Origin of the sequence: Natrinema amylolyticum, from assembly GCF_020515625.1 — an archaeon.
In the GTDB taxonomy this organism is placed as follows: Archaea; Halobacteriota; Halobacteria; order Halobacteriales; family Natrialbaceae; genus Natrinema; species Natrinema amylolyticum.
Genome location: NZ_JAIWPJ010000003.1, coordinates 307,715 through 329,925 on the forward strand (window position 1 = coordinate 307,715; position 22,211 = coordinate 329,925).

Consider the following 22,211-nt stretch of genomic DNA (forward strand, 5'->3'; position numbering starts at 1 on the left):
ATCTCCCCCCTCACACGACCTATGGGACTACTCGACGGACTCCGCGCCATCCTCGGCTCGCGCGCCGAGGTCGACGCCGGACGCGACGCTGACTCCGACGATCTCTTCGGGATGAGCACTGCCTACCTCACGATGCAGGCCGATCTGGGCTACGAGTCGCTGGACGTCGGCGCGCTCTGTTTCTCCGGCGTCGACTCGAGCGACTTCCGGGACGCCGTCGACGAGGTCGAAGCGATCCTCGAGGCCGGGCGCGAGGAGACCGGCACGGAGTTCTCGGTCACGTCGGACGACCACGGCTATCACTGGGTCGTCCTCACGGACGACGATCCCGAGGACCTGATCACGAGCATGCACTTCGCCGCGGACACCTTCATCGAGCACGGCTACGGCTCGCGGCTGCTCGCAGCGGTTTTCGCGTACGAAAATCGGGACGGACCCGCCTACTGGATCTACTCGTTCCGGCGCGGTCGGTTCTACCCCTTCGTCCCGCGCGACGGCCGGGAGCGGGACTCGAGCGCGGAGTTCACCCTCGAGTCGGCCTTGGACGGCGAACTCGAGATCGAACGCGAGAAGGAGTACTGGTATCCGCTCTGGCCCAGCGAGGGCGGGACACATCCCTGGGAGTAAGCGCCGGCCGAGTCGAGAACGGACGAGCGGTCTCAGCCGCCCCGCGATTCGGTTTCCTCGCCCTCGATCGACGGACTCCCAAATTGTGTAGGAGTCACCGGTATTGCAGTTCCCCGTCTAACCATGAGTACGCGGCAGGAAGCCACATCATCATCACAACTGCGCCATACACCAGTTGCTCCCTTTTCCTGCCGTTCTCCGCTTTACCGACGAGCCCTCGGCTCGATCGCCCGTGCCGCAGTCGGTCTCCGACGCGCCGATGAGCGTCAATCTCCCGCGACCGTCAACGAAATGCCATCAGACGGTTGACGAGAGCCAGTGAACCTATAGTGACCGCTCCGTATGTCCGAGTGAACCAGTGGAATGAGAGGCGTTTCGAACCGGACCGTCGGCGCAGTCCTCGCGATCGCGGGAGCGCTCCTCTCGCTGTTTCATCTCCGTCTAATCATCGAGACCGGAGAGCAGACGGTGCTGACGCGGGTGCTCATCGGCGGGGTTCCGCTCGTGCTGTCGCTCGTCATGACCGCGATCGGCGTCTCACTCGCTCGAGAGCGGGCGCTCTCGAGTCGGTTTCCGGGCCGAATGCTCGCCTGGACCGGCGCGGGCGTCCTGGCGCTGTCCGCGCTCGGCGGGTGGGTATCTGCAACGACCCTCGCGGTGGGATCCGCCCCGTTGAATCCCGTTCTCGTCTCGCTCAACGTCGCGACGGTCGGTGCTCTCGTTGGGTTACTGGTCGGCATCTACGACGTTCGCGGACTGGAGCGCCAGCAGTCGATCGAACGGCTGAACCGCATCAACAACACGATTCGAATCGCGACCCAGGAACTGGTCAACCGGACGGATCGAGACGGCCTCGAGCAGGCGGTCTGTGACCGGCTCGGCGAGTCCGACCCCTACGAGGGGGTCTGGATCGGCCGGTACGACGCCGACGACGAGCGGGTGCGACCGCGCGCGTGGGCGAGACTCGAAGACGAGTACGTCGAATCGCTCGACGTCACGGTCGACGACAGCCCGACTGGGACCGGGGCCGGCGGCCGCGCGGTCAAGACCCGCGAGATCCAGTGCGTGTCCGACGTCTTCGCGGACTCGTCGATGGAGCCGTGGTGGGACGAGTTCGAGCGCCGCGGCGTCAAGTCGATCGCGGTCGTCCCGATCGCTCACGACGAGACCGTCTACGGCTTCGTCAGCATCTATGCGGACCGACGGACCGTGTTCGACGACCACGAGCAAGCGGTGCTCGCGGAACTCGGCGAGACGATCGGTCACGCCATCGCGTCGATCGAAGCCCGCGAGCGCCTCGCGGACCGCGAGGCCGAACTCGCGCGCCAGAACGATCGGCTGGACGCCTTCGCCGGCGTCGTGTCTCACGACCTCCGGAACCCGCTGAACGTCGCGACGGGCCATCTCGAGATCGCGCGCGAGAAACGGAACGACGGTGACCAGAACCTGGCCGAGGTCGCGGACGCGTTAGCGCGCATGGAAGCCCTCATTCAGGATCTGTTAACCCTCGCGCGACAGGGCGAGACGGTCGGCGAGTTCCGCCCCGTCTCGCTGCAGTCCGTGGTCGACGGGGCGTGGTCGACGGCCGGTTCGGCCGCGGCACAGCTTCGAATCGAGGACGACCTCGGCGTGATCTCGGGCGACCGGGATCGAGTACAGCAGTTGCTGGAGAACCTGTTTCGCAACAGCCGGGAACACGGCGGTCCTGACGTGACCGTCACCGTTCGCCGAACGGACGCGGGGTTCGTCGTCGAAGACGACGGTCCCGGAATCCCACCGGACCGGCGGGAGACGGTGTTCGAGATGGGATACACGACGAACGACGACGGGACCGGCTTCGGCCTCAACATCGTCCGGACTATCGCCGACGCCCACGGCTGGGACGTCTCGATCGAAGCGAGTCCCGACGGGGGCGCCCGATTCGAGTTCGCCGGCGTCGAGACGCTCGATTCGGTGGCGCACGACCCCTGACCGGACCGTCCCACTGCCAGTCGTCGCCGACTCGTTCTCGCTCTCGCTCCACATCCGTTATACCGATTCGTTCTGTATTCCCGACCAGTGACTGAGTGGACCCAGTTCAAGGGCGATCCGCACAATTCGGGACTCCGCCGCGATCTCGAGGGACCGGTCCGCGTCACCGAGGCGTGGACGACCGACCTCGTCGGCCCGCCGGGGTCGCCGGTGCTCGACCGCGACACCGTCTACGTCGGCACGGCTCGAGGGAACTGCTACGCGCTCGAGCGGGAGACGGGTCGCCGGCGGTGGCTGTTCGAGACGACGGCGGCGACCGGCGCGACGCCGGTCGTCACCCACGACTTCCTGTATCTGGGTACGGGCGAGGGAACCGTGTACGCCCTCGATCCCGCCACCGGCGAGGAACGGTGGCGGACCGAACTCTCGGGCTCGCTCGAGGCCGCGCTCGCGCTCTCGGACGGCCGACTCTACGCCAGCCACGCGGACGGGCTCTCCGCGCTCGAGGCCGAGACGGGGACGGAAATCTGGACCCATGAGACCGAATCGACCGTCGTCGGCGCTCCGGCGATCGCCGACGGGCGAGAGGGGGAACAGCGTCGATCCGCACTGGACGAGGAGCAGGGCGACGATCCCCTCGAGTCGGGAGCGCCGTCGCTGCTCGACGCGGAGCGAGTCCAGGAGCCGGACCGACGGTGGGGAGCGACCGAGGAACGGGTGTTCGCGGGAACGACGGCCGGGACGGTGCTGGCGCTCGAGGCCGAGACGGGCGAGGAGGCCTGGACCGCGCCCGCTAACGGATCGGTCGCCGGCGGACCGACGATCGCCGACGGGCGGGTCTACGTCGGCGACGACGGCGGGACGATGCTCGCGCTGGACGCCGGGACCGGCCAGACGTGGTTTTCCTACGAGATCGACGACGGGTTCACTACGTCCGCGACCGTGCTCGCGGCCGCCGAGACGACGTTTATCGGGGCCGACGACGGCTATCTGCACGTCACCGACACGACCGTCGGCCGGCGGAAACTGCGCGGCTGGCTGTTCTCGCGGAAGGGCGTCGAACTCGACGGCTCGATCCGCTCCTGTCCCGTCGTCGCCGGTGACGTGCTCTGCGTCGGCGACGCGACCGGCTCGCTCTACGGGATCGACGTCGACGATCCCGAACCGCTGTGGCGGTTCTCGGCCGGGGACGCGATCAGCGGGACGCCCGCGCTCGCGGCCGAGCGCCTCTACGTCGGCAGCGACGACGAGCGCCTCTACTGCCTCGAGTGGGACGCCGACGCGCGACCGCGCTGAGACGCGGTCCCCGATTCGACTCCTCGACGCGCCTTCAGTTTTCAATCCACTGCTGCTCCCTCGAGTGACCCCGCTGCCCGCCGGCACTTTCACTTTCACTTCCCTGTTAACGAGGGTTTATGGGGGGTCCGGCACAACGAGGGAGTATGCCCGAATCAGATCTCGAGGAACTCCCCGGTGTCGGACCGGCGACCGCAGACAAACTTCACGACGCAGGTTTCGACTCCTATCAGAGCCTCGCCGTCGCCGCGCCGTCGGAACTGTCGAACACGGCCGACGTCGGCGAGTCCACGGCCGCGGACATCGTCCGCGCCGCCCGCGGTGCCGCAGACATCGGCGGCTTCGAGACCGGCTCGACGGTACTCGAGCGACGAAACGAAATCGGCAAGCTGAGCTGGCACATCGACGAGGTCGACGACCTGCTCGGCGGCGGAATCGAGACGCAGTCGATCACCGAGGTCTACGGCGAGTTCGGTGCCGGCAAGTCCCAGGTCACCCACCAGATGGCCGTCAACGTCCAGCTCCCACAGGAGGTCGGCGGGCTCCACGGCAGTGCCATCTTCGTGGACAGCGAGGACACCTTCCGGCCCGAGCGGATCGACGATATGGTCCGCGGACTCTCGGACGAAGCGATCAACGCGACGCTCGAGGACCGCGAGATCGAGGGCTCGGCCGACGACGAGGCTGCGGTCGACGCGCTCATCGAGGACGTTCTCGAGAAGATCCACGTCGCGAAGGCGTTCAACTCCAACCACCAGATGCTGCTGGCCGAGAAGGCTAAGGAACTCGCGGGTGAACACGAGGACTCGGAGTACCCCGTTCGACTGCTCTGCGTCGACTCGCTGACCGCCCACTTCCGCGCGGAGTACGTCGGTCGTGGCGAACTCGCGGACCGACAGCAGAAGCTCAACAAGCACCTCCACGACCTCGACAAGGTCGGGAACCTCTACAACGCGGCCGTCATCGTCACCAACCAGGTCGCCTCGAACCCCGACTCCTACTTCGGCGACCCGACCCAGCCGATCGGTGGCAACATTCTGGGTCACAAGTCGACGTTCCGGATCTACCTCCGCAAGTCTAAGGGCGACAAGCGGATCGTCCGCCTGGTCGACGCGCCGAACCTGGCCGACGGCGAGGCCGTCATGCGCGTCCAGGACGAAGGTCTGAAGCCGGAATAGCGCCCCCGAAACGCCGTTTTCGATTTCAGTTCGCAGGTGCTCGGCGACACGCCCTCCAGCGCCGCGTCAGCGCTTCCGACCCGTCGACGACCCTCCCGAACATCCCGAATGCTCTTCGTCCCGATCTGCACGATTCGCTACGTTTCGAACTGACCGGTCGCGTTCGCGGTCGCGACGGTGCCCGATCGTCGGACGCTCCGTCGAGTTCCGAGTCGTCGGGTGACCGGTCATCGGTCGTCCCCTGTCACTGCGCCTTCTCATCGTCTCGGGCTCGATTTCCTCCCCCGTCGGCTCTCAGCCCCGCTACTCCGTGCAGACGCTTCGTTCAGTATCTCCGATATATATTTTAGGTTAGCCTAAAAACCGGCACGTTTTTGTTGGTTTAGGTTTGCCTAAAACACGTATGCCGACGGACAAATTACCATCGGAACGGATCGGCGAGCGGTCGTCGAAGAGAGGTGAGCGGTCGTGACCGACGGCGAGTCGTCGGCCGAGCGCCTCCTCGCACAACAGGCGCGCCGCGAGTCGAACGCGCGAACCTATCCCCGCTCGTTGCCGCTCGCGATCGAGCGCGCCGAGGGCGCGATCATCGAGGACGCCGACGGCGACGAGTACGTCGACTGTCTGGCCGGCGCGGGGACGCTCGCGCTCGGTCACAACCACCCCGCGGTCGTCGAGCGAATGGAGGAACTGCTCGAGCGCGGCCGAGCCGTCCACACGCTCGATCTGACGACGCCGGTCAAGGAGCGGTTCGTCGATCGACTGCTCGAGAGCCTCCCCGACGAGTTCGCTTCGAACGCAAAGGTCCAGTTCTGTAGTCCGGCGGGGACGGACGCCGTCGAGGCCGCGCTGAAACTCGTCAAGACGGCCACGGGCAACCGATCGATGCTGGCGTTCCAGGGCGGGTATCACGGGATGACCAACGGTGCGCTCAGCCTAATGGGAGACACGGCGGCGAAGGAGCCGATTCCGGGGTTGATGCCGGACGTCCACCACCTGCCTTTCCCCTACGAGTTCCGCTGTCCGTTCGGACTCGGCGGCGCGGACTGCTGGCGGACGAGCGCCGAGTACGTCGAGCGGACCCTCTCGAACCCCGACAGTGGGATCGTCGATCCGGCGGGGATGATCCTCGAGCCGGTTCAGGGCGAGGGCGGCGCGGTTCCGGCACCCGACGAGTGGCTCCGGGAGATGCGTCGAGTCACCCGCGAACGGGACGTCCCGCTGATCGTCGACGAGGTCCAGACCGGCCTCGGGCGCACCGGCGAACTGTACGGGATCGAACACGCCGATATCGTCCCGGACGTCATGACACTCTCGAAGGCCGTCGGCGGCGGACTCCCGCTGTCGGTCGTCGTCTACGACGAGTCGCTCGACGTCTGGGAGCCCGGCGCACATGCCGGCACGTTCCGGGGCAACCAACTCGGGATGGCCGCCGGCACGGCGACCATCGAGCACGTCCTCGAGAACGACCTCGACGACCGCGCCGCCGAGATGGGCGAGCGACTGCGAGGCCACCTCGAGGAGACGGCCGCGATGTTCGAGGCGGTCGGCGATGTCCGCGGGCGCGGTCTCATGCTCGGGATGGAACTCGTCGATCCCGACGGAGAGCCCGACTCGTTCGGCCGCTTCCCCGCCGACGGCGACCTCGCGTCGGCCGTCCAGTCGGCGGCATTCGACCGCGGGCTGATCGTCGAGACCGGCGGCCGCGACGGCAGCGTCGTCCGGTTCCTCCCGCCGCTGACGATTTCGGCCTCGCGCGTCGATGAGATCGGCGAGATCGTTCACGAGAGCGTGCGTGCGGTCGTCGCCGACGACCGCGCGCCCGCGGAGGTGACGACGTGACGGGCCAGCGCAGTGCGGTCGACCGGGATCAGCCCCGTGTCGACGAGACTGACCCGACGCCGCCGGCGACGGCCGCGACCGCCTTCCTCGGCGGGTCGGACGGCAACGCCACGTACCGGGACGCGATCGAGCGGGCGCGCGACGTCCTCCTCGAGTCGTTCGCGACGCCAGACGGGCCGTACGCGGGGACCGACCACGAGACGCTCCGCGAGCGGATCGCCGACCTCCAGGTCGTCCCCGACGACGGGGAATCGATCGAGGCGACCCTCGAGACGGTCGCCGACGAAGTGCTCGCGGACTCAGTCCGGGTCCACGACCCCGGCTGTGTCGCCCACCTCCACTGTCCGCCGACGGTCCCGGCGCTGGCCGCGGAGCTGTTGCTGTCGGGAACGAACCAGTCGATGGACTCGTTCGATCAGGCCCCCGCGGCCTCCGTACTCGAGGAGCGGGTCGTCGACGCGTGCTGTGACCTGTTCGGCTATCCGACCGGCGCGGACGGCGTCTTCACGGGCGGCGGCACGGAGTCGAACTTCCTCGGCCTCCTACTCGCCCGCGATCGGTACTGCGAGCGGCAGTTCGACCGCGACGTGCAGACGGAGGGGCTCGGGCCCGACGCGGTGTCCGACCTCCGCGTGCTCTGTTCGGACGCCGCCCACTTCACCGCCGAACAGGCCGCCCATCACCTCGGGCTCGGCGAGGACGCGGTCATCACGGTCCCGACCGACGACGACCGTCGGATAGACCTCGAGGCGCTGGATTCGACGCTCGAGCGCCTCGAGGCCGACGGTCGCCACCCGTTCGCGATCGTCGGGACGGCCGGGACGACCGACTTCGGCAGCATCGACCCGCTCGAGGCGCTGGCGGACCGCGCCGCCGAGCGCGACCTCTGGTTCCACGTCGACGCCGCCTACGGCGGGGCGTGCGCGATCAGCGACCGGCTCCGCCCGAAGCTCGCGGGGATCGATCGCGCCGACTCCATCGCCGTCGACTTCCACAAACTGTTCTACCAGCCGATCGGCTGCGGGGCTTTCCTGCTCCGCGACGGCGACCGCTACCGGCACCTCGAGCGCAATGCGGCCTACCTCAACCCTGAGCGCGACGACGCCGCCGGGGTGCCGAACCTCGTCTCGAAGTCGACCCGGACCACCCGCCGGTTCGACGCGCTGAAACCGTTCGTGACGTTCAACGCCCTCGGTCGGACGGGCGTGGCCGACTGCGTCGAGTACGTCTGCGAACTGGCCGACGCGGTCGCCGCCGAGATCCGCGACGAGCCGGCGCTCGAACTGTGCTGTGACCCCGAACTGAGCGCAGTGGTCTTCCGCTACCGACCGGATCGGCCGGCGGAAACCGATCGAACCGACCGCTCTGACGACCGGGGCGATTCTCCCCCTACCGCCACCCTCGACTGCGTGAACCGGTCGATTCGCGACGAGCTGTTGGCCGACGGCGAGGTGATCCTCGCCCGCACCGAGGTCGACGGCACCGCCGCGCTGAAGCTCACGCTCCTGAACCCACGAACGACGCTTTCGGACCTCCGTGACGCCCTCGAGGCGGTCATCGACCGCGGCGAGGCGCTCGAAACCAACCGAGAGGTGATCGATTCCGCATGACGCCACGACAGACGACATCCACGACCGACGAGCACGGCGTCGACGCGACGCGAGTCGCGCGCGACGCCACGGTGCACAGCTTCCTGAACTGCTACCTCCGCGAGACCCGCGACTACGAGGTCGTCGACGCCGACGAGGTTCCGGTACCGACCCACGGTCGGGACGAGGTGGTTCGGGCACCCCTGCCCGAGCAGGACACGACCGTCTACGCCCCGGTTCGCCACCTGTCGCCGACCGACCGTCACCTGTTCGACCTGCCGGCGTACTATCGGCAGGGCGACGAGACGCTCGAACTCGACTACGTGACGCTGGCCTCGCTGGTGACGAAGGAACTCTCTACCGCGCGAGACGAGACCGGGAACCGCGATGAACTCCTCCTGCGGGTCATCAAGAGCTGTAAGAACGTCGCCCGGTTTGTGGAGGCCCGACGGGACGACACCGACCAACTCTACGGCTTCGACACGACCTTCCGGGACGCCGAGCAGTCGCTCGTCTTCGGCCACCTCCTCCACCCGACGCCCAAGAGCCGACAGGGAATCGCGCCCCACGAGTCGCCGACCTACGCGCCCGAGATGGAAGGGTCGTTCTCACTCCACTACTTCCGGGCCGACCCCGAGTTGGTCTGGCAGGACTCGACGTTCGACGGCACCGTCAAAATCGACACGGGCGACGTGTCGTCCGCCACCGAGTGGATAAAGCAGTCGCTCCGTGAGGACCCCACCGTCTCCGAGGAGTTCGTCGAGGAGCACGTCGAGAGCGACGACGTGCTGATTCCCATCCACCCGTGGCAGGCCGACTACCTCCTCGAGCAGGACCACGTGCAGGAGCATCTGGGTGACGGCCTCGAATCGCTCGGACAGGTCGGCCGCGAGTTCTACCCGACGACCTCCGTCCGGACGCTGTACGCGCCGGACGCGTCGTTCATGGTCAAGGGGTCGCTGAACGTCAAGATTACCAACTCCAAGCGGACGAACAAGCGCCCGGAACTCGACCGGGCGGTCGGCATCACCGCACTGCTGGACACCGAACTCGGCGACGAACTCGAATCGAAGTTCCCGAACTTCGACGTCGTGCGCGACCCCGCCGGCCTCACGCTCGACATCGGTGAGGGCGACGAATCCGGCTTCGAGGTCGTCTTGCGCGAGAACGTCTTCCGGGGCGACGAGGGGAAGAACGCTACGCCGGTCGTCGGCCTCTGTCAGGACAAAATCTCGGGTGACGGCTCTCGACTGAGCGAGATAATCGAGACTCTCGCCGAGCGCGAGGACCGAAGCACTGAGGCCGTCAGCAGGGACTGGTTCCGCCAGTACCTCGAAATCTCGCTCCGGCCGTTCATGTGGCTGTTCCTCGAACGCGGACTGGGCGTCGAGGCCCACCAGCAGAACAGCGTCGTCACGCTGGAGGAGGGCTACCCCGACGAGTTCTACTACCGGGACAATCAGGGCTTCTACCTCCCCGAGGCGAAGTACGAAGAACACGACGAGCGCGTGCCGGGGCTGGGCGACCGGGGCGAGAACATCGTCGCTGACTGGATTTCCGACGAGCGGTTGCGCTACTACGTCGTGCTGAACAACATGTTCGGCGTCATCAACGCCTTCGGGACGGCGGACCTCGTGGACGAGCGCGACCTGCTCGAACTCCTGCGCGAGGAGCTAGAGTACTGCCGCAAGTTCGACGCCGAGTGGTCGTCGCTCCTCGACGGCCTGCTCGAAGAGGAGGCCCTTCCCTGCAAGGCGAACCTCCTCACTCGGTTCCACGACATGGACGAACTGGTCGGGGAACTGGAGAACCAGTCGGTCTACGCCGACGTGAACAACCCCATCGTCACGGAGGTCGAACCGGAGGTGGCCCAGCGATGAGAGGCCCCGGTGGAATCATCGCCGAACCCTACGACTTCCAGACCTACGACGACGAGAGAGACAAGACGGTATCGTTCCGGCCGGTCGAGATGTCGGACCTCGGGATGCTTCATTCGTGGCTCAACGAGGAGCACGTTCTGCCCGACTGGTCGCTGAACGACCCGCTCCCCGAGTTCCAGAACACCCTCGAAGCAAAACTGGCCGACGACCACATGACGCCGTACGTCGGCCACCTCGACCACGTGCCGATGAGCTACTTCGAGGCCTACTGGGCCATCGATGACGTGATAGCCGACCACTACGACGCCGACCCAGCCGACCAAGGCTTCCACATGCTTCTCGGCCCGCCGGAGTATCTGGGCCACGGCTACGCCGAGTCGCTCATGCGGGCGATGCTCCAGATGCAGTTCCGCCACCCCGAAACCGACCGCGTAGTGGGTGAACCCGACGTACACAACGAGAAAGTCCACAGCATCCTGAAAAAGATCGGCTTCGAGCCCCGCCGCGAGATAGAGATGGAGAACAAGACGGCCCTGCTACTGGTCTGTGAGCGCGAGCGATTCGAGCGGGAGGTGCTAGGATGATCGAAATTCACGACGTCTTCGGGGTCGGTCTCGGTCCGTTCAACCTCGGTCTGGCAGCGCTCCTCGACGGCGCGAACCGCGACGAGGACGCGGACGTAGACGCCGTGTTCCTCGAGCAGGACGAGGCGTTCGCGTGGCACGAGGGTATGCTCATCGAGGGGACCACGCTCGAAGTCCCCTTCCTCGCGGACCTGGTGACGATGGCGGACCCGACCAACCCCCACAGCTACCTCAACTATGTCCGGGAGCGCGACCGCATCTACGAGTTTTACTTCTACGAGACATTCCAGATTCCCCGCCGAGAGTACGACGACTACCTCCGGTGGGTCGCCGAGCGACTCGACTCCTGTCGGTTCAGTCGCAGAGTCGAGCGCGTCGAGTGGATCGAGGGAGACGACGCCGAGGCCGACGCGGACGGAGACGGCTACTACGTCGTCACCGCTCGCAACCTCGAAACCGACGAGAAGTTGACCTACCGCGCCCGAAACCTCGCGCTCGGCGTCGGGAGCCAACCCCACGTCCCCGAGAACCTCCGCGGCCACCCCGACGAGGACGTGTTTCACACCGCGGGCTACCGGTCCCGGCGCGAGCGGTGTCTGGCCGCCGACTCCATCACGGTCGTCGGGTCGGGCCAGAGCGCGGCCGAAGTCTTCCAAGACCTGCTCGCCCACCAACCGGAGGGCGACTACCGGCTCGACTGGCTCACGCGCTCCGACGGGTTCTTCCCGATGGAGTACTCGAAACTCGGACTCCAGCACTTCACCCCCGAGTACGACCAGTACGTCTACGACCTGCCCCAAGAGGTCAAAGATGACCTGATTCCGAATCAGGACCTGCTCTACAGGGGCGTGGACCCCGAGACGAGTGCGGAAATCTACGATCTTCTCTACCGGCGCTCCATCGGCGACCGAGATCCCGACGTGGGCCTGTTCGCCATGACCGAAGTTCGGGACATCGAACCGGTGGGCGACGCCTACGCCCTCGACTGCCACCAGTGGCAGGCCGAAGAGTCATTCGTCCACGAGAGCGAGATCGTGATTCTCGGGACCGGCTACCAGCGCCCGACTCCCGACTTCCTCGACCCCATCGAGGGAGCAATCAACTGGGACGAGCAGGGTCGGTTCGGCGTGACCGAGGATCACCGTCTCGACATCGACGTGGCGGGCGACGTGTTCCTCCAGAACGCCGAACTCCACACCCACGGGGTCGGCGTCCCCGACCTCGGACTGGGGTGTTACCGCAACACCAAGTTCGTCAACCGACTGGTCGGCCGCGAGGTCTACCCCGAGGACGACGACACGGTGTATCTGGACTTCTCGGTCGAGGAGTTCGTCGAGCGCAGACCCGATTCCCGCCGCACCGAGCGCGAGACCGAATCGGCTCCGACGCCGACGCAGGACGACTGACTGCACGGCGGGTTCGTCGTCCCGTCGACTCTCAACGCCCCGACAATTCGCCATCTCTCGTCCTTCCGGTTCGTCCATGTTACGGCGTAGATCATCGAAGTGATTTTCTTCGGAAGTTAATTTCGGAACTATTATAAAGTTTTAGGCGGGCCTAAACAAGTATGGAGGAAGAAGAGACGGCGTACGATGCACCGACGCGACGAAAGTGGCTGAAGTACAGCGGTGCGGTCGTCGGCGGCGGCCTGCTCGCGGGATGTACCGGTGATCCGGAGTCAGAGAGCCAGACGACCACGGCTAGCGAGGAAGGCTCCTACTCGGCGACGCTCGCGCCGACAGGCGAGGTGACGCTCGACTCGGAGCCCGAAGACATCTTCACGATGCTGGGCCACCACGCCGATATGGTGCTGTCGGTCGGTCGGAGCGACGACATGAATGCGGTGTTCGAGCCGGGCTACCACCAAGGGCTGTACCGGAAGTTGACACACCATCTCGACGGGGTTTCGGTCGATTGGGAGGGGCTGTACTCCTCGTGGCAGCCGGAGAAGGAGAAAGTGTACGAACTCGACAGCGACGTTCACATCGCCGACCCAGCGAAAGTTGCGACCGCAGACGGATGGGACAAAAGCGACGTTCAAGATATAGCTGATAACGTCGGCCCGTGGTTCGGAAACACGCTCAGTGGCACCAATCGGACGCCGCCGGAGGGCTGGAGAGACCAGTACGAGTACTACACGCTGTGGGAGATCTTCGGCAGAGTCGCACAGTTGTTCGGAGAGGACGAACGGTACGAGGCGCTCGCGTCCGTCCACGAGTCGATGGTGCAGTCCATCGAGGAGAACCGCCCGCCGGAGAGCGAGCGGCCGACCGCGGCGCTGGTGTTGTTCTCGACGTCGGACGACACGGGATGGGGCTACAAGATGAACAATCCGGGCTACTACGCCGCACATACGCGTCCGATGGGTGTCACCGACACGCTGTCCGAGACCTTCGGGGAGGGATACGGCGATGGCGGGCGAAACATGCCGTTCGACTACGAACTACTCCTCGAGGCGGACCCGGACGTATTTCTCGTTCTCGGTTCGATGACGGAGTATTTCAATCTCGACGAGATTCGGAAGGGTCTGGAGGACCACGAGGTCGCCAGCGAACTCACTGCCGTCGAGGAGGGCAACGTCTACGCCCAAGGCGCCCGGCGACAGGGGCCGCTTCTCAACCTGTTCCAACTGGAGATGACCGCCAAACAGCTCTACCCCGAGCAGTTCGGCGAGTGGCCCGGCTACGAGAACGGGGAGCCGTATCCCGAGATTCCAGAGGAGGAACAGCTGTTCGATCGGGACCGCGTCGCGGAGATCATCAGCGAGGGGGCGTAGGAGCGTAACGATGGAGGTTCAGACGATAGCGGAGCGCTGTGAGCAGGCCGACGTGAAACTCGTCCGACTGCTGTACGTCGGTAACGACGGCGTGATTCACGGGCACTCGGTCAAGCGGTCCCATCTGGAGGACGGGCTCGAATCCGGCGTCCCGTTGCCGAAACTGGTCCAGTCGTTCAACGCGCTCGGCCAGCGCATCAAGGATGCCAACTTCGACGCCGTGGGCGAGGTCCGACTGGTTCCGGACCGTTCGACGTTCCGCGTCCTCGACCACGAAGAGAACGTCGCCGCGGTGTGCTGTTCGCTGCGCGAGATGGACAGCGACACGCCGTGGTCGGCCGGTCCGCGCTCGGCGCTGGAACGACTCGTCTCGGCGTTCGAGGACGACGACGTGGTGCCGTCGCTCGCACTCGAAAGCGAGTTCCACGTCTACTCGTCGGCGGACGGTGGACAACCCGATGGCGACCGCGGCCTCTACACGACCGACAGCATGCGCAACTCCCACGACGTCGTCCTCGACGCCATCGACGCGCTCGAATCGCAGGGAATCGACGTGAAGAAACACGTCGCGGAGTACTCCCCCGGACAAAACGAAATCGTCACTGGTCACCGCGAGGGAGTCGGTGCGGTAGACGACTACGTCTTCCTCCGCGAGACGATTGCGGGCGTTGCCGACTCTCACGACCTCCAGACGACGTTCCTGCCCCACCCCTTCGAAGCGACGACGAACGGCTGTCACATCCACCTGTCGCTGTGGGACGAGACGACCGACACGAACCGATTCGCACCGACCAACGCGGACGAACCCCTGAGCCGAACGGGGCGGCACTTCGTCGGCGGGATTCTCGACCACATCCCGGCCCTGCTCGCGCTCACCTCGCCGACGGTGAACTCGTACGTCCGCCTTCAACCGCAAGCCGGAGCGGCGGCCTACAGCTGTTGGGGGGTCGGCAACCGAGAGGCCGCGGTTCGGGTGCCCCAGGTCCCGTCGGACGAACGCGACATGGCGACGCGTATCGAGTTCCGCCCCGCGGACAACACGGCGAACCCGTACCTGTCGGTGTTAGGCCTGTTGGCCGCGGGTCGAGACGGTATCCGGAACGAGACCGATCCGGGAGAGCCACTGGACGCGGACCCGGGGAACTGCGACGACGAACTGCTAAAGAAACGGGGAATCCAGCGATTGCCGACGACGCTCGGCGAGGCACTTGACGCACTCGCCGACGACGACGTTCTCAGGGCGGCGATGGGAGAACACCTGTTCGAGTCGTATCTGGCCGTCAAACGAAGCGAGTGGGAGGAGTTCACGTCCAGTGCGGCGACGTGGGAACGTGACACGCTCCGCCAGACGTTCTGAGCGGCCCACACCGCCACATCGCTCCTGCTGTCAGTGGTAACTGCTACGCCCGGCGGCAATACTACACACTTTTTAGGCTGGCCTAAAAATTAACTCCCGATGAGCGACATCGAAACGGTCGAATCTCGATGCGAAGAGCAGAACGTCGACCTCGTGAGACTGTTGTACGTCACCCAAAGCGGCGTGGTTCAGGCGAGTACTATCGACGTCTCCGAAGTCGGCGCGGCCATCGAGAACGGCGTCACTACCTCGGAAGTGCTTCAGGCGTACGACTCGTTCGCCCAGCGGAACAGACAGAGCAGTTTCGACGCGGTCGGCGAAGTGTATCTCCGCCCGGAACCCGAAACGTTCCAACCACTGCCGTACGCCGAGCGGACCGCCGCGATGCTCTGCACCATGGAGACCCCTGATGGCGACCCATGGCCCGTCGATGCCAGAACGAGGCTCCTGTCGTTCGTCGAGGACCTCGAAGCGACGGGCCTCTCGCCCGAAGTCGCATTCGAGAGCGAGTTTCACCTCTTCGATCCCGACGGCGGGAGTCGCGGAGACGAACCCGGCGCGTACCGTACGGAGTCGATACGCGGGACCCACGAGACGATTCTCGACGTCGTCGACGCCCTCAAAGCCCAAGATATCTCTGTCAAGAAGTACCACCCTGAGTACTCCGCCGGAAAGCACGAAATCGTCTCGAGCCATCGGTCGGCGATTCGAGCGGCCGACGAACACGTCCTCCTGCGTGAGACGGTCAAGAGCGTGGCCCGCAACGACGGACAGCAGGCCACGCTGCTGCCCAAACCGTTCGATGACGGAACGAACGGCTGTCACATCAACGTCTCGCTCTGGAACGGCGAAAACGAGTTCTACGACCGCGAGCACGGCGGCCTGAGCCGAACCGCTCGGCAGTTCATCGCGGGTGTCCTCGACCACGCGCCGGCGCTCTCCGCGCTCGTGGCCCCGACGGTGAACTCCTACGGCAGACTGCGGCCGAGCCACGGTGCCGCGGCGTACGTCTGTTGGGGACACGAGAACCGCGAGGCCCTGATTCGGGTGCCCGCTCCCGAGAAGAACCTCGAAGCGGCCTCGACCCGAATCGAGTTCCGGGGCGGCGACAACACCGCGAATCCGTACCTCTCGTTGCTCGGCCTTCTCGCCGCCGGCAAGGACGGCATCGACCGCCAACTCGAACCGTCCAACCCCGTTCCGGTGGACCCGTGCGACCTCACCGACGAACAGCGTGCGGACCGCGGCATCGAGCGGTTGCCCCGGTCGCTCGGCGAGGCGCTCGACACGCTGGAGGAGAACGACACGATGCGGGAGGCACTCGGTTCCGACCTCTTCGACGCGTTCGTGGAGGTCAAACGGACTCACTGGCAGTCTTTCGTCGAAAGTGCCGGAGAATCGTGGCGGCGCGAACACCTCCGAAACCTGTACTGACCTCAATTCCTGATATAATTTGTTTAAATACTTATTTTTACTTTGTTATTTATTTTTGTAGTTCCTATTTTCATTCCTCTAACGCTTCTCTGTCTCCTTTTTGTTCTGTCTTCGCCCGTCCCGGAGCGACCCGAAAACCGCGTCTCGTACTACCTCGGAGCGAGGAGAAAAGTAGTGACTGCCGAGACTCCTCGACGGCTCAGTCGTCGCTCGCAACCTCTGCCAGCTCGTCGCTCGAGCTATCGATAGTTTCGAGGGCGCTCTCGCGCCACGGACCGAACCGGAACCACGCGAACGCCAGCGTCGCCCCGAGTACGTTCGAGGCGGCGATGGCGACCCAGATTCCCTCCGGACCGATTTCCTGCGCACCGAACCACGCCATCGGTAGCCGGATGACCCCGCGCATCGTCAGCACGATGACGGCCGCCACGATCGTCTTTCCGACGCCGCGGAACCCACCGACGAACGTCCGAGCGACGCCCATACACCCGAACGTCGGGACCACCCAGTGCAGGAACGTGACGCTGTGTTCGACGGTCGGCTGGTGGTCCGTGAACAGCCGCACGAGCGGTTCCGCGCCGAGCCACGTGGCCGCAGCGAGTACCGAGAGGCTTCCGAACGCGATGGCCGCTGCGCGGTAGTTGAGGCTCACCGCGCGGTCGAGTTTCTCAGCTCCGATGTTCTGTCCGGTCATCGTCTCGACGGCCTTCGAGATGCCGACCGTTGCGAAACCGACCGTCGAGATGATACGGATGCCGATACCGTATCCGGCGACGGCCGCCGTCGAGAAGGTACCGACCATGACGAGGAGCAGGTTGATGGCGATGCCCCGGCCCGTCTGTTCGAAGGAGGTCGGAACGCCGGTCCGGACGAGTCGCCGCGCCCACGAGAGGTCCGGTCGGAACTGGTGCGGTTCGATTCCGAGTCCGCGTTTGGAACCGAACAGCAGTGTGAACCCGACGAGGATTGCGAGCGTCCGGGCGGTCACCGTCGCAATCGCGGCACCGCGGATACCCATCTCCGGCACGAACCCCCAGCCGAAGATGAGGACGGGGTCGAGCGTAGCGTTGAGCGCGAGCGACCCCAGCATAATCGGCACCGGCGTCACCGTGTCTCCCGACCCGCGCATCAGCGAGACGAAAGCGACGAATCCGATGGTCGCCGGGAGGCCGAGTGAGAGCAGTTGGAGGTACTGGGTGGCGAGTCGGTGGACGGTCGGCGTGATGTTGTACAGCGCGAGGACGTCGTCTACGAGGAAGAACCCGAGACCCCCGACGACGACCCCTGCCATCAGCCCGTACGTTATCGTCTGTGCCGCCGCGTGGGCCGCTCGACGGGGGTTCTCACCGCCGGTTTCCTGCGCGACGTGGATGCTCCCGGCGACGGGAAGCCCGTAGCTCACCGCCAAAAGGAGGTACGCGAGCGGATATGCGAGGGTGATGGCCGCCAGCGACGGGTTGCCGTACTGGCCGAGCCAGAACGTATCGATGAGGGTGTAGACCGTCTGTATGGCGTTCGTGAGGATGACCGGGAGCGCGAGTATGCAGAGCGGCCGCACGATGGACCCCGAGGTCAGGTCGAGGTCGTCCTGTTTGTCGAACAGGTCCACGAACGCCTTTTGAATGCCCATGAGCTGTCCCTCCTGTCAGTCCTCTCGCTGCCGCCAGTGACGGGCGATCTCGGCACAAGTTGCGACCCACGCGCCGTCCGTGCTGGTGACGTGGTCGAGCAGTCGGTCGAGCGCGTCGATACGACTGGCGCGACCGATAACCTGCGGATGCAACGTCAACATGAACAGCCGACCGCGGCGGTGCAGTCCATCGAACTCCGCCTTCCACGTGTCGAAGACGGGGGAGACAGGCGAGAGTCCCGACTGGAAGTCGAAGGCCGGTCGCATATTGAATCCCCAGTAGACGAAGTCGTCGAGCAGGAAGTGGTTCGGGAGTTCCACGAAGTCTACATCGTCTCGCGCGTAGGGGATGTCGGTATCCATCATCGAGGAGTCGTATATCATGGCGTTCTCCTCGGCCATCTCCAGCGTCTGGCCGGACTGTCCGCCCCGGTAGCCCAGCGGTTTCTCGCCGGTGAGATCCTCGATGACGTCGACCGTCCGTTCGAACTCCGTTTCCTCACGTTCGGCCGACATGTATCGCGGATGAACGTGGGAGTAGGTGTGGTGGGCTATCTCGTGACCGCGCTCGTGAATCTCTCGAACGGTCTCGGGCCACTCCTCGGCGACTCGTCCAGGGACGAAGAACGTCGACCGACAGTCGTGTTTTTCGAACACTTCCAGAATGCGCGGGACGCCGACCTCGGGACCGTAGGCACCTCGGAACGCGAACTTCTCGAACCCCTCTTGGCGCTTGCCGGCGGCGCGCCAGAGCTGCTCGGCGTCGAGGTCGAACGTGAATGCCGCCGCCGACTGGTGGTCGCCCCACGGATTGTCGTCGGTCGATAGCTGTGCGTCTTCGAAGTCGCTCTCTGCCATTGCTGGTTTTAGGCTAGCCTAAAAAATAAAACTTTGGAATTTTACACCAAAGGTAAAGGTGGACGATACAAATGACGGAACGCCCGCCTCGTTCCGGACGCGTTACTCGTCGTCGAGGTCGGCGATGTGGTCGTTCGCCCCGGAGATGTCCGCGAGCGATTCGCCTTCGTAGAGGCGGTCGATGACCTCCTGTTCCGCGTCGGAGTGGCCCGTGTAGTGTTCGAGGAGGTGTTCGATTTCGTCCTGCGGGACGAACACGACGCCGTCCTCGTTCCCGATTGCGACGTCGCCCGGTCGAACGACGGCACCGCCCACCTGCACGGGGACGTTGATGTCCCCACCTAAACTCTCGTCGAGGCGCTGGACCGTTCTGGTCGTCTTCGTCCGGGCGTACACCGGGAAGTCGATTTCCCGGATGGCCGCCGTGTCGGTCACTGCGCCGCCGATGACCACGCCGCGAGCGCCGTTTGCAACCGCCGCGTGGGTAGTGACTTCGCCCCAGGGCGCGTTCGTCTCGTGGCCGTCCATCTCGATGACGATAACGTCTGTCGGTCCGGCGAGTTCCGTCGCCTTGTGGACCATCGTCCCGTCTACGGGCGGAATCCGAACGGTCAGCGCCGAACCGACCACGTTCGCCGAACTCGCCGTCTCCATGAACTGGAGTTCGGGTGCCGTGTGTCCGAAGTGCCTGTGATGGCCGAGTTCGTTTGGGTCTACTCGTTCGAGTTCCGAGAGTTTCTCCTCGCTCGGGCGGTCGAACGTCTCGATCACCATCGTACCCCCCCTGAAACGGACGTGGTCTGCTTGGATTCAGCCGGCACGGCCACTCGACAGACGTGCCGCTCCGTTGCGGTACTGCTGACTTGCATTCAATTCACGCTCCCGACGAAGCCGCAATAAACGCTCCGAAATTTAGGCGCTCCTAAAAGTTGGGCAGTGGTCGCACGACTCAACGCTGACACCGAACGGAAGCTTTTTACGATTTTTAGGCCACCCTAGAACCAGGAACATCGACTATCACGCCCGGGGTGGTGGCCGAATATATTCATAACTTAAATGAAATTAATATAGCATGATACGGATCTATAGTAACATTTTTATTCTTTTAGGCCAGCCTAAAAACCATATGGCATCGAAAACCGAACACGCTTCGCGTCCACAGGTACCAGCATGACTGACTGGCCCGTACCTCACGACGCCCTCTTCGGCCAGCCAGTACGCCAGACGACCGACAGCGCGAACGCGACCACGACAGAGGTCGAAGTATGAACGGACGAGAGACGCTGACGACCGCACTCGAGACGGACAGATGGACCGACGTGAGCCACGACCTCCTCGTAAAGATGTTCGAGGAGTTCCTCTACGAGGACCTGCTGGACCCCACCGAGACGGGGACCGACGGCGAGTGGATGCAGTATCGGCTCGACTACGGTGACGTGGCCTACCGGTTCGCCGCCCGGTCCCGACCCTTCGACAGCTACCGGGTCGATGCCGACAGCATCGAGCGCCGGGAGGGCGACGACTGGACCTCCGCGACCGATCCGGTTCAGTACCTCCTCGACGCCAGAGAAGCCCTCGGCGTGGCTCCCGAGACGGCGAGCCACCTCATCAGGGAGTACAACAACACGCTGGTCGCGGACGCCCACATCGACGCTCGGAAGGAGAACACCACCGAGAGCGTCCTCGACATGGACTACGCGGCCGTCGAGGGCGAGATGGAGGGCCACCCGTGGTTCACCATCAACAAGGGGCGCATCGGCTTCGGCTACGACGACTACCGGTCGTACGCCCCGGAACTCAAAGAACCGCAGTCGCTAGTCTGGATCGCCGCACACCGCGAGCGCGCCGACTTCCGGAGCGTCGAAGGGCTGGACTACGAGTCGCTGATGGACCAGCAGTTGGGCGACGCCGTGGCGTCGTTCGAGGACACCCTCCGGACCGAGGGCCACGACCCCGACGACTACTACTTCCTGCCGGTCCACCAGTGGCAGTGGGACAACACCGTCGCCCAACTGTTCGCCAAGGACATCGCCAACGACGACATCGTTCCGCTCGGGACCGGCCCGAACACCTACCTCCCCCAGCAGTCGATTCGGACGTTCACGAACGTAGACGACCCCGAGAAACCCCACGTTAAGGTCCCCATCCGGGTGCTGAACACCATCGTCTACCGCGGCCTGCCGGACGAGCAGGCGCTCGCCGCGCCCCGCGTCACCGAGTACGTCAAGTCGATTCGGGACGACGACCCCTACTTACGAGACGACTGCGACCTCGTGTTGCCCGGCGAGATTGCGAGTCTCAACTATGACCACCCCGAGTTCTCGCAACTGGACGACGCGCCCTACCAGTACCACGAACTCCTCGGGTCGGTGTGGCGCGAGAGCGTCGCGGCCCTCGTGGACGACGACGAGCAGGTCCTGACACTCTCGGCGCTCATGCACCGGGACACCGACGGGACGCCCATCGTCTCAAAACTCGCCGACCGGGCCGGGTCGTCCATCGACCAGTGGCTGGCCGACTGCTTCGACGTCCTGCTCCCGCCGCTGCTCCACTACCTTTATCGCTACGGGATGGTGTTCATGCCCCACGGGACGAACACGATGCTCGTCCTGCAGGACGGTCAGCCGACCCGGCTCGCCATCAAGGACTACGTAGACGAAATTGCGGTCAGCGAGGAGTGGCTCCCGGAACTCGACCGACTCCCCGACGGCCTGTACGAACACGACGACATCATCCACCAGCGGCCGCCCGAGGGACTGTGCCAGCACATCGTCGGCACGCTGTTCGTCTGCGTGCTCCGGTACGTCGCCGACCTGTTGAACCGGGAGGAGGGCTACGATGAGGAGCGTCTCTGGCGGCAGGTCCGGGCCAGCATCGAGCGCTACCAGTCGCAGGTCCCGGAACTAGAAGAGCGGTTCGAGTTGTTCGACCTGTTCAAGCCGGAGTTCGACAAGGTGTGTCTGAACCGCAACCGGATGGTTGAGTACGGCTACGACATCGACCACGAACCGCCCGAGGTCAACGCCCACGGCACAGTCTCGAACGCGCTGGCGGACCTCGAACCCGCGGAGCGCGACGACTGACGACCGGACGACCGGACGTCCGTCACCTCCGATTCGGGGACCTCCCAGTCTGCCTTCGATTTCGTGGTTCGGCTACGACGAGAATCGAGAACGACCGTCCACAGCG

16 protein-coding genes are annotated in these 22,211 nt (G+C 65.1%); 13 read left to right on the top strand and 3 right to left on the bottom strand.

What is annotated here, in order from left to right:
* The first annotated feature begins 21 nt into the window (after positions 1–21).
* From pspAB to glnA2 (LDH66_RS17215), 12 genes are all read left to right on the top strand, one after another.
* Complete coding sequence (gene pspAB / locus LDH66_RS17160; RefSeq protein ID WP_226482304.1) at positions 22–627, top strand: PspA-associated protein PspAB; 606 nt, start codon at positions 22–24, stop codon at positions 625–627.
* Positions 628–990: 363 nt separating this feature from the next.
* Complete coding sequence (locus LDH66_RS17165) at positions 991–2,598, top strand: receiver/sensor box histidine kinase (protein WP_226482305.1); 1,608 nt, start codon at positions 991–993, stop codon at positions 2,596–2,598.
* An 87-nt stretch (positions 2,599–2,685) separates the two neighbouring features.
* Entirely contained in the window at positions 2,686–3,894 is a 1,209-nt protein-coding gene (locus tag LDH66_RS17170; RefSeq protein ID WP_226482306.1) for an outer membrane protein assembly factor BamB family protein, read from the top strand.
* Between the two features lie 146 nt (positions 3,895–4,040).
* Positions 4,041–5,072: a DNA repair and recombination protein RadA gene (gene radA / locus LDH66_RS17175; RefSeq protein WP_226482307.1), complete on the top strand. Its 1,032-nt coding sequence runs from the start codon at positions 4,041–4,043 to the stop codon at positions 5,070–5,072.
* Positions 5,073–5,540: 468 nt separating this feature from the next.
* Positions 5,541–6,914: a diaminobutyrate--2-oxoglutarate transaminase gene (locus LDH66_RS17180; RefSeq protein ID WP_226482308.1), complete on the top strand. Its 1,374-nt coding sequence runs from the start codon at positions 5,541–5,543 to the stop codon at positions 6,912–6,914.
* Positions 6,911–8,524 carry a pyridoxal phosphate-dependent decarboxylase family protein gene (locus LDH66_RS17185; RefSeq protein ID WP_226482309.1) on the top strand — a complete coding sequence of 538 codons (1,614 nt, stop codon included), beginning with the start codon at positions 6,911–6,913 and terminating at the stop codon, positions 8,522–8,524. The genes LDH66_RS17180 and LDH66_RS17185 overlap by 4 nt, the downstream gene beginning before the upstream one ends.
* Entirely contained in the window at positions 8,521–10,383 is a 1,863-nt protein-coding gene (locus LDH66_RS17190; protein ID WP_226482310.1) for an IucA/IucC family protein, read from the top strand. Before LDH66_RS17185 ends, LDH66_RS17190 begins: the two co-directional genes overlap by 4 nt.
* Positions 10,380–10,967 carry a GNAT family N-acetyltransferase gene (locus LDH66_RS17195; RefSeq protein WP_226482311.1) on the top strand — a complete coding sequence of 196 codons (588 nt, stop codon included), beginning with the start codon at positions 10,380–10,382 and terminating at the stop codon, positions 10,965–10,967. The genes LDH66_RS17190 and LDH66_RS17195 overlap by 4 nt, the downstream gene beginning before the upstream one ends.
* The gene (locus tag LDH66_RS17200) at positions 10,964–12,373 is read left to right on the top strand and encodes a lysine N(6)-hydroxylase/L-ornithine N(5)-oxygenase family protein (RefSeq protein ID WP_226482312.1); all 1,410 of its coding nucleotides are present in this window, start codon (positions 10,964–10,966) and stop codon (positions 12,371–12,373) included. The genes LDH66_RS17195 and LDH66_RS17200 overlap by 4 nt, the downstream gene beginning before the upstream one ends.
* 161 nt (positions 12,374–12,534) lie before the next feature.
* Positions 12,535–13,743, top strand: coding sequence for an ABC transporter substrate-binding protein (locus tag LDH66_RS17205; protein ID WP_226482313.1), 1,209 nt, complete (start codon positions 12,535–12,537; stop codon positions 13,741–13,743).
* Between the two features lie 10 nt (positions 13,744–13,753).
* Positions 13,754–15,100 carry a gamma-glutamylputrescine synthetase gene (gene glnA2 / locus LDH66_RS17210; protein WP_226482314.1) on the top strand — a complete coding sequence of 449 codons (1,347 nt, stop codon included), beginning with the start codon at positions 13,754–13,756 and terminating at the stop codon, positions 15,098–15,100.
* A 99-nt stretch (positions 15,101–15,199) separates the two neighbouring features.
* The gene (gene glnA2 / locus LDH66_RS17215) at positions 15,200–16,534 is read left to right on the top strand and encodes a gamma-glutamylputrescine synthetase (RefSeq protein ID WP_226482315.1); all 1,335 of its coding nucleotides are present in this window, start codon (positions 15,200–15,202) and stop codon (positions 16,532–16,534) included.
* 199 nt (positions 16,535–16,733) lie between these two features.
* On the opposite strand, the gene LDH66_RS17220 is transcribed toward glnA2 (LDH66_RS17215), so the two are convergent.
* The 3 genes from LDH66_RS17220 to LDH66_RS17230 all read right to left on the bottom strand — a co-directional run bounded on the left by LDH66_RS17220 (position 16,734) and on the right by LDH66_RS17230 (position 19,796).
* The gene (locus LDH66_RS17220) at positions 16,734–18,164 is read right to left on the bottom strand and encodes an MATE family efflux transporter (RefSeq protein WP_226482316.1); all 1,431 of its coding nucleotides are present in this window, start codon (positions 18,162–18,164) and stop codon (positions 16,734–16,736) included.
* 15 nt (positions 18,165–18,179) lie between these two features.
* Positions 18,180–19,022, bottom strand: a complete 843-nt coding sequence (locus tag LDH66_RS17225; protein ID WP_226482317.1) for a polysaccharide deacetylase family protein — start codon at positions 19,020–19,022, stop codon at positions 18,180–18,182.
* Positions 19,023–19,124: 102 nt separating this feature from the next.
* Entirely contained in the window at positions 19,125–19,796 is a 672-nt protein-coding gene (locus LDH66_RS17230) for an RraA family protein (protein ID WP_226482318.1), read from the bottom strand.
* A 491-nt stretch (positions 19,797–20,287) separates the two neighbouring features.
* On the opposite strand from LDH66_RS17230, the gene LDH66_RS17235 reads away from it, so the two are divergent.
* Positions 20,288–22,105: an IucA/IucC family protein gene (locus LDH66_RS17235; protein ID WP_226482319.1), complete on the top strand. Its 1,818-nt coding sequence runs from the start codon at positions 20,288–20,290 to the stop codon at positions 22,103–22,105.
* Positions 22,106–22,211 lie beyond the last annotated feature (106 nt).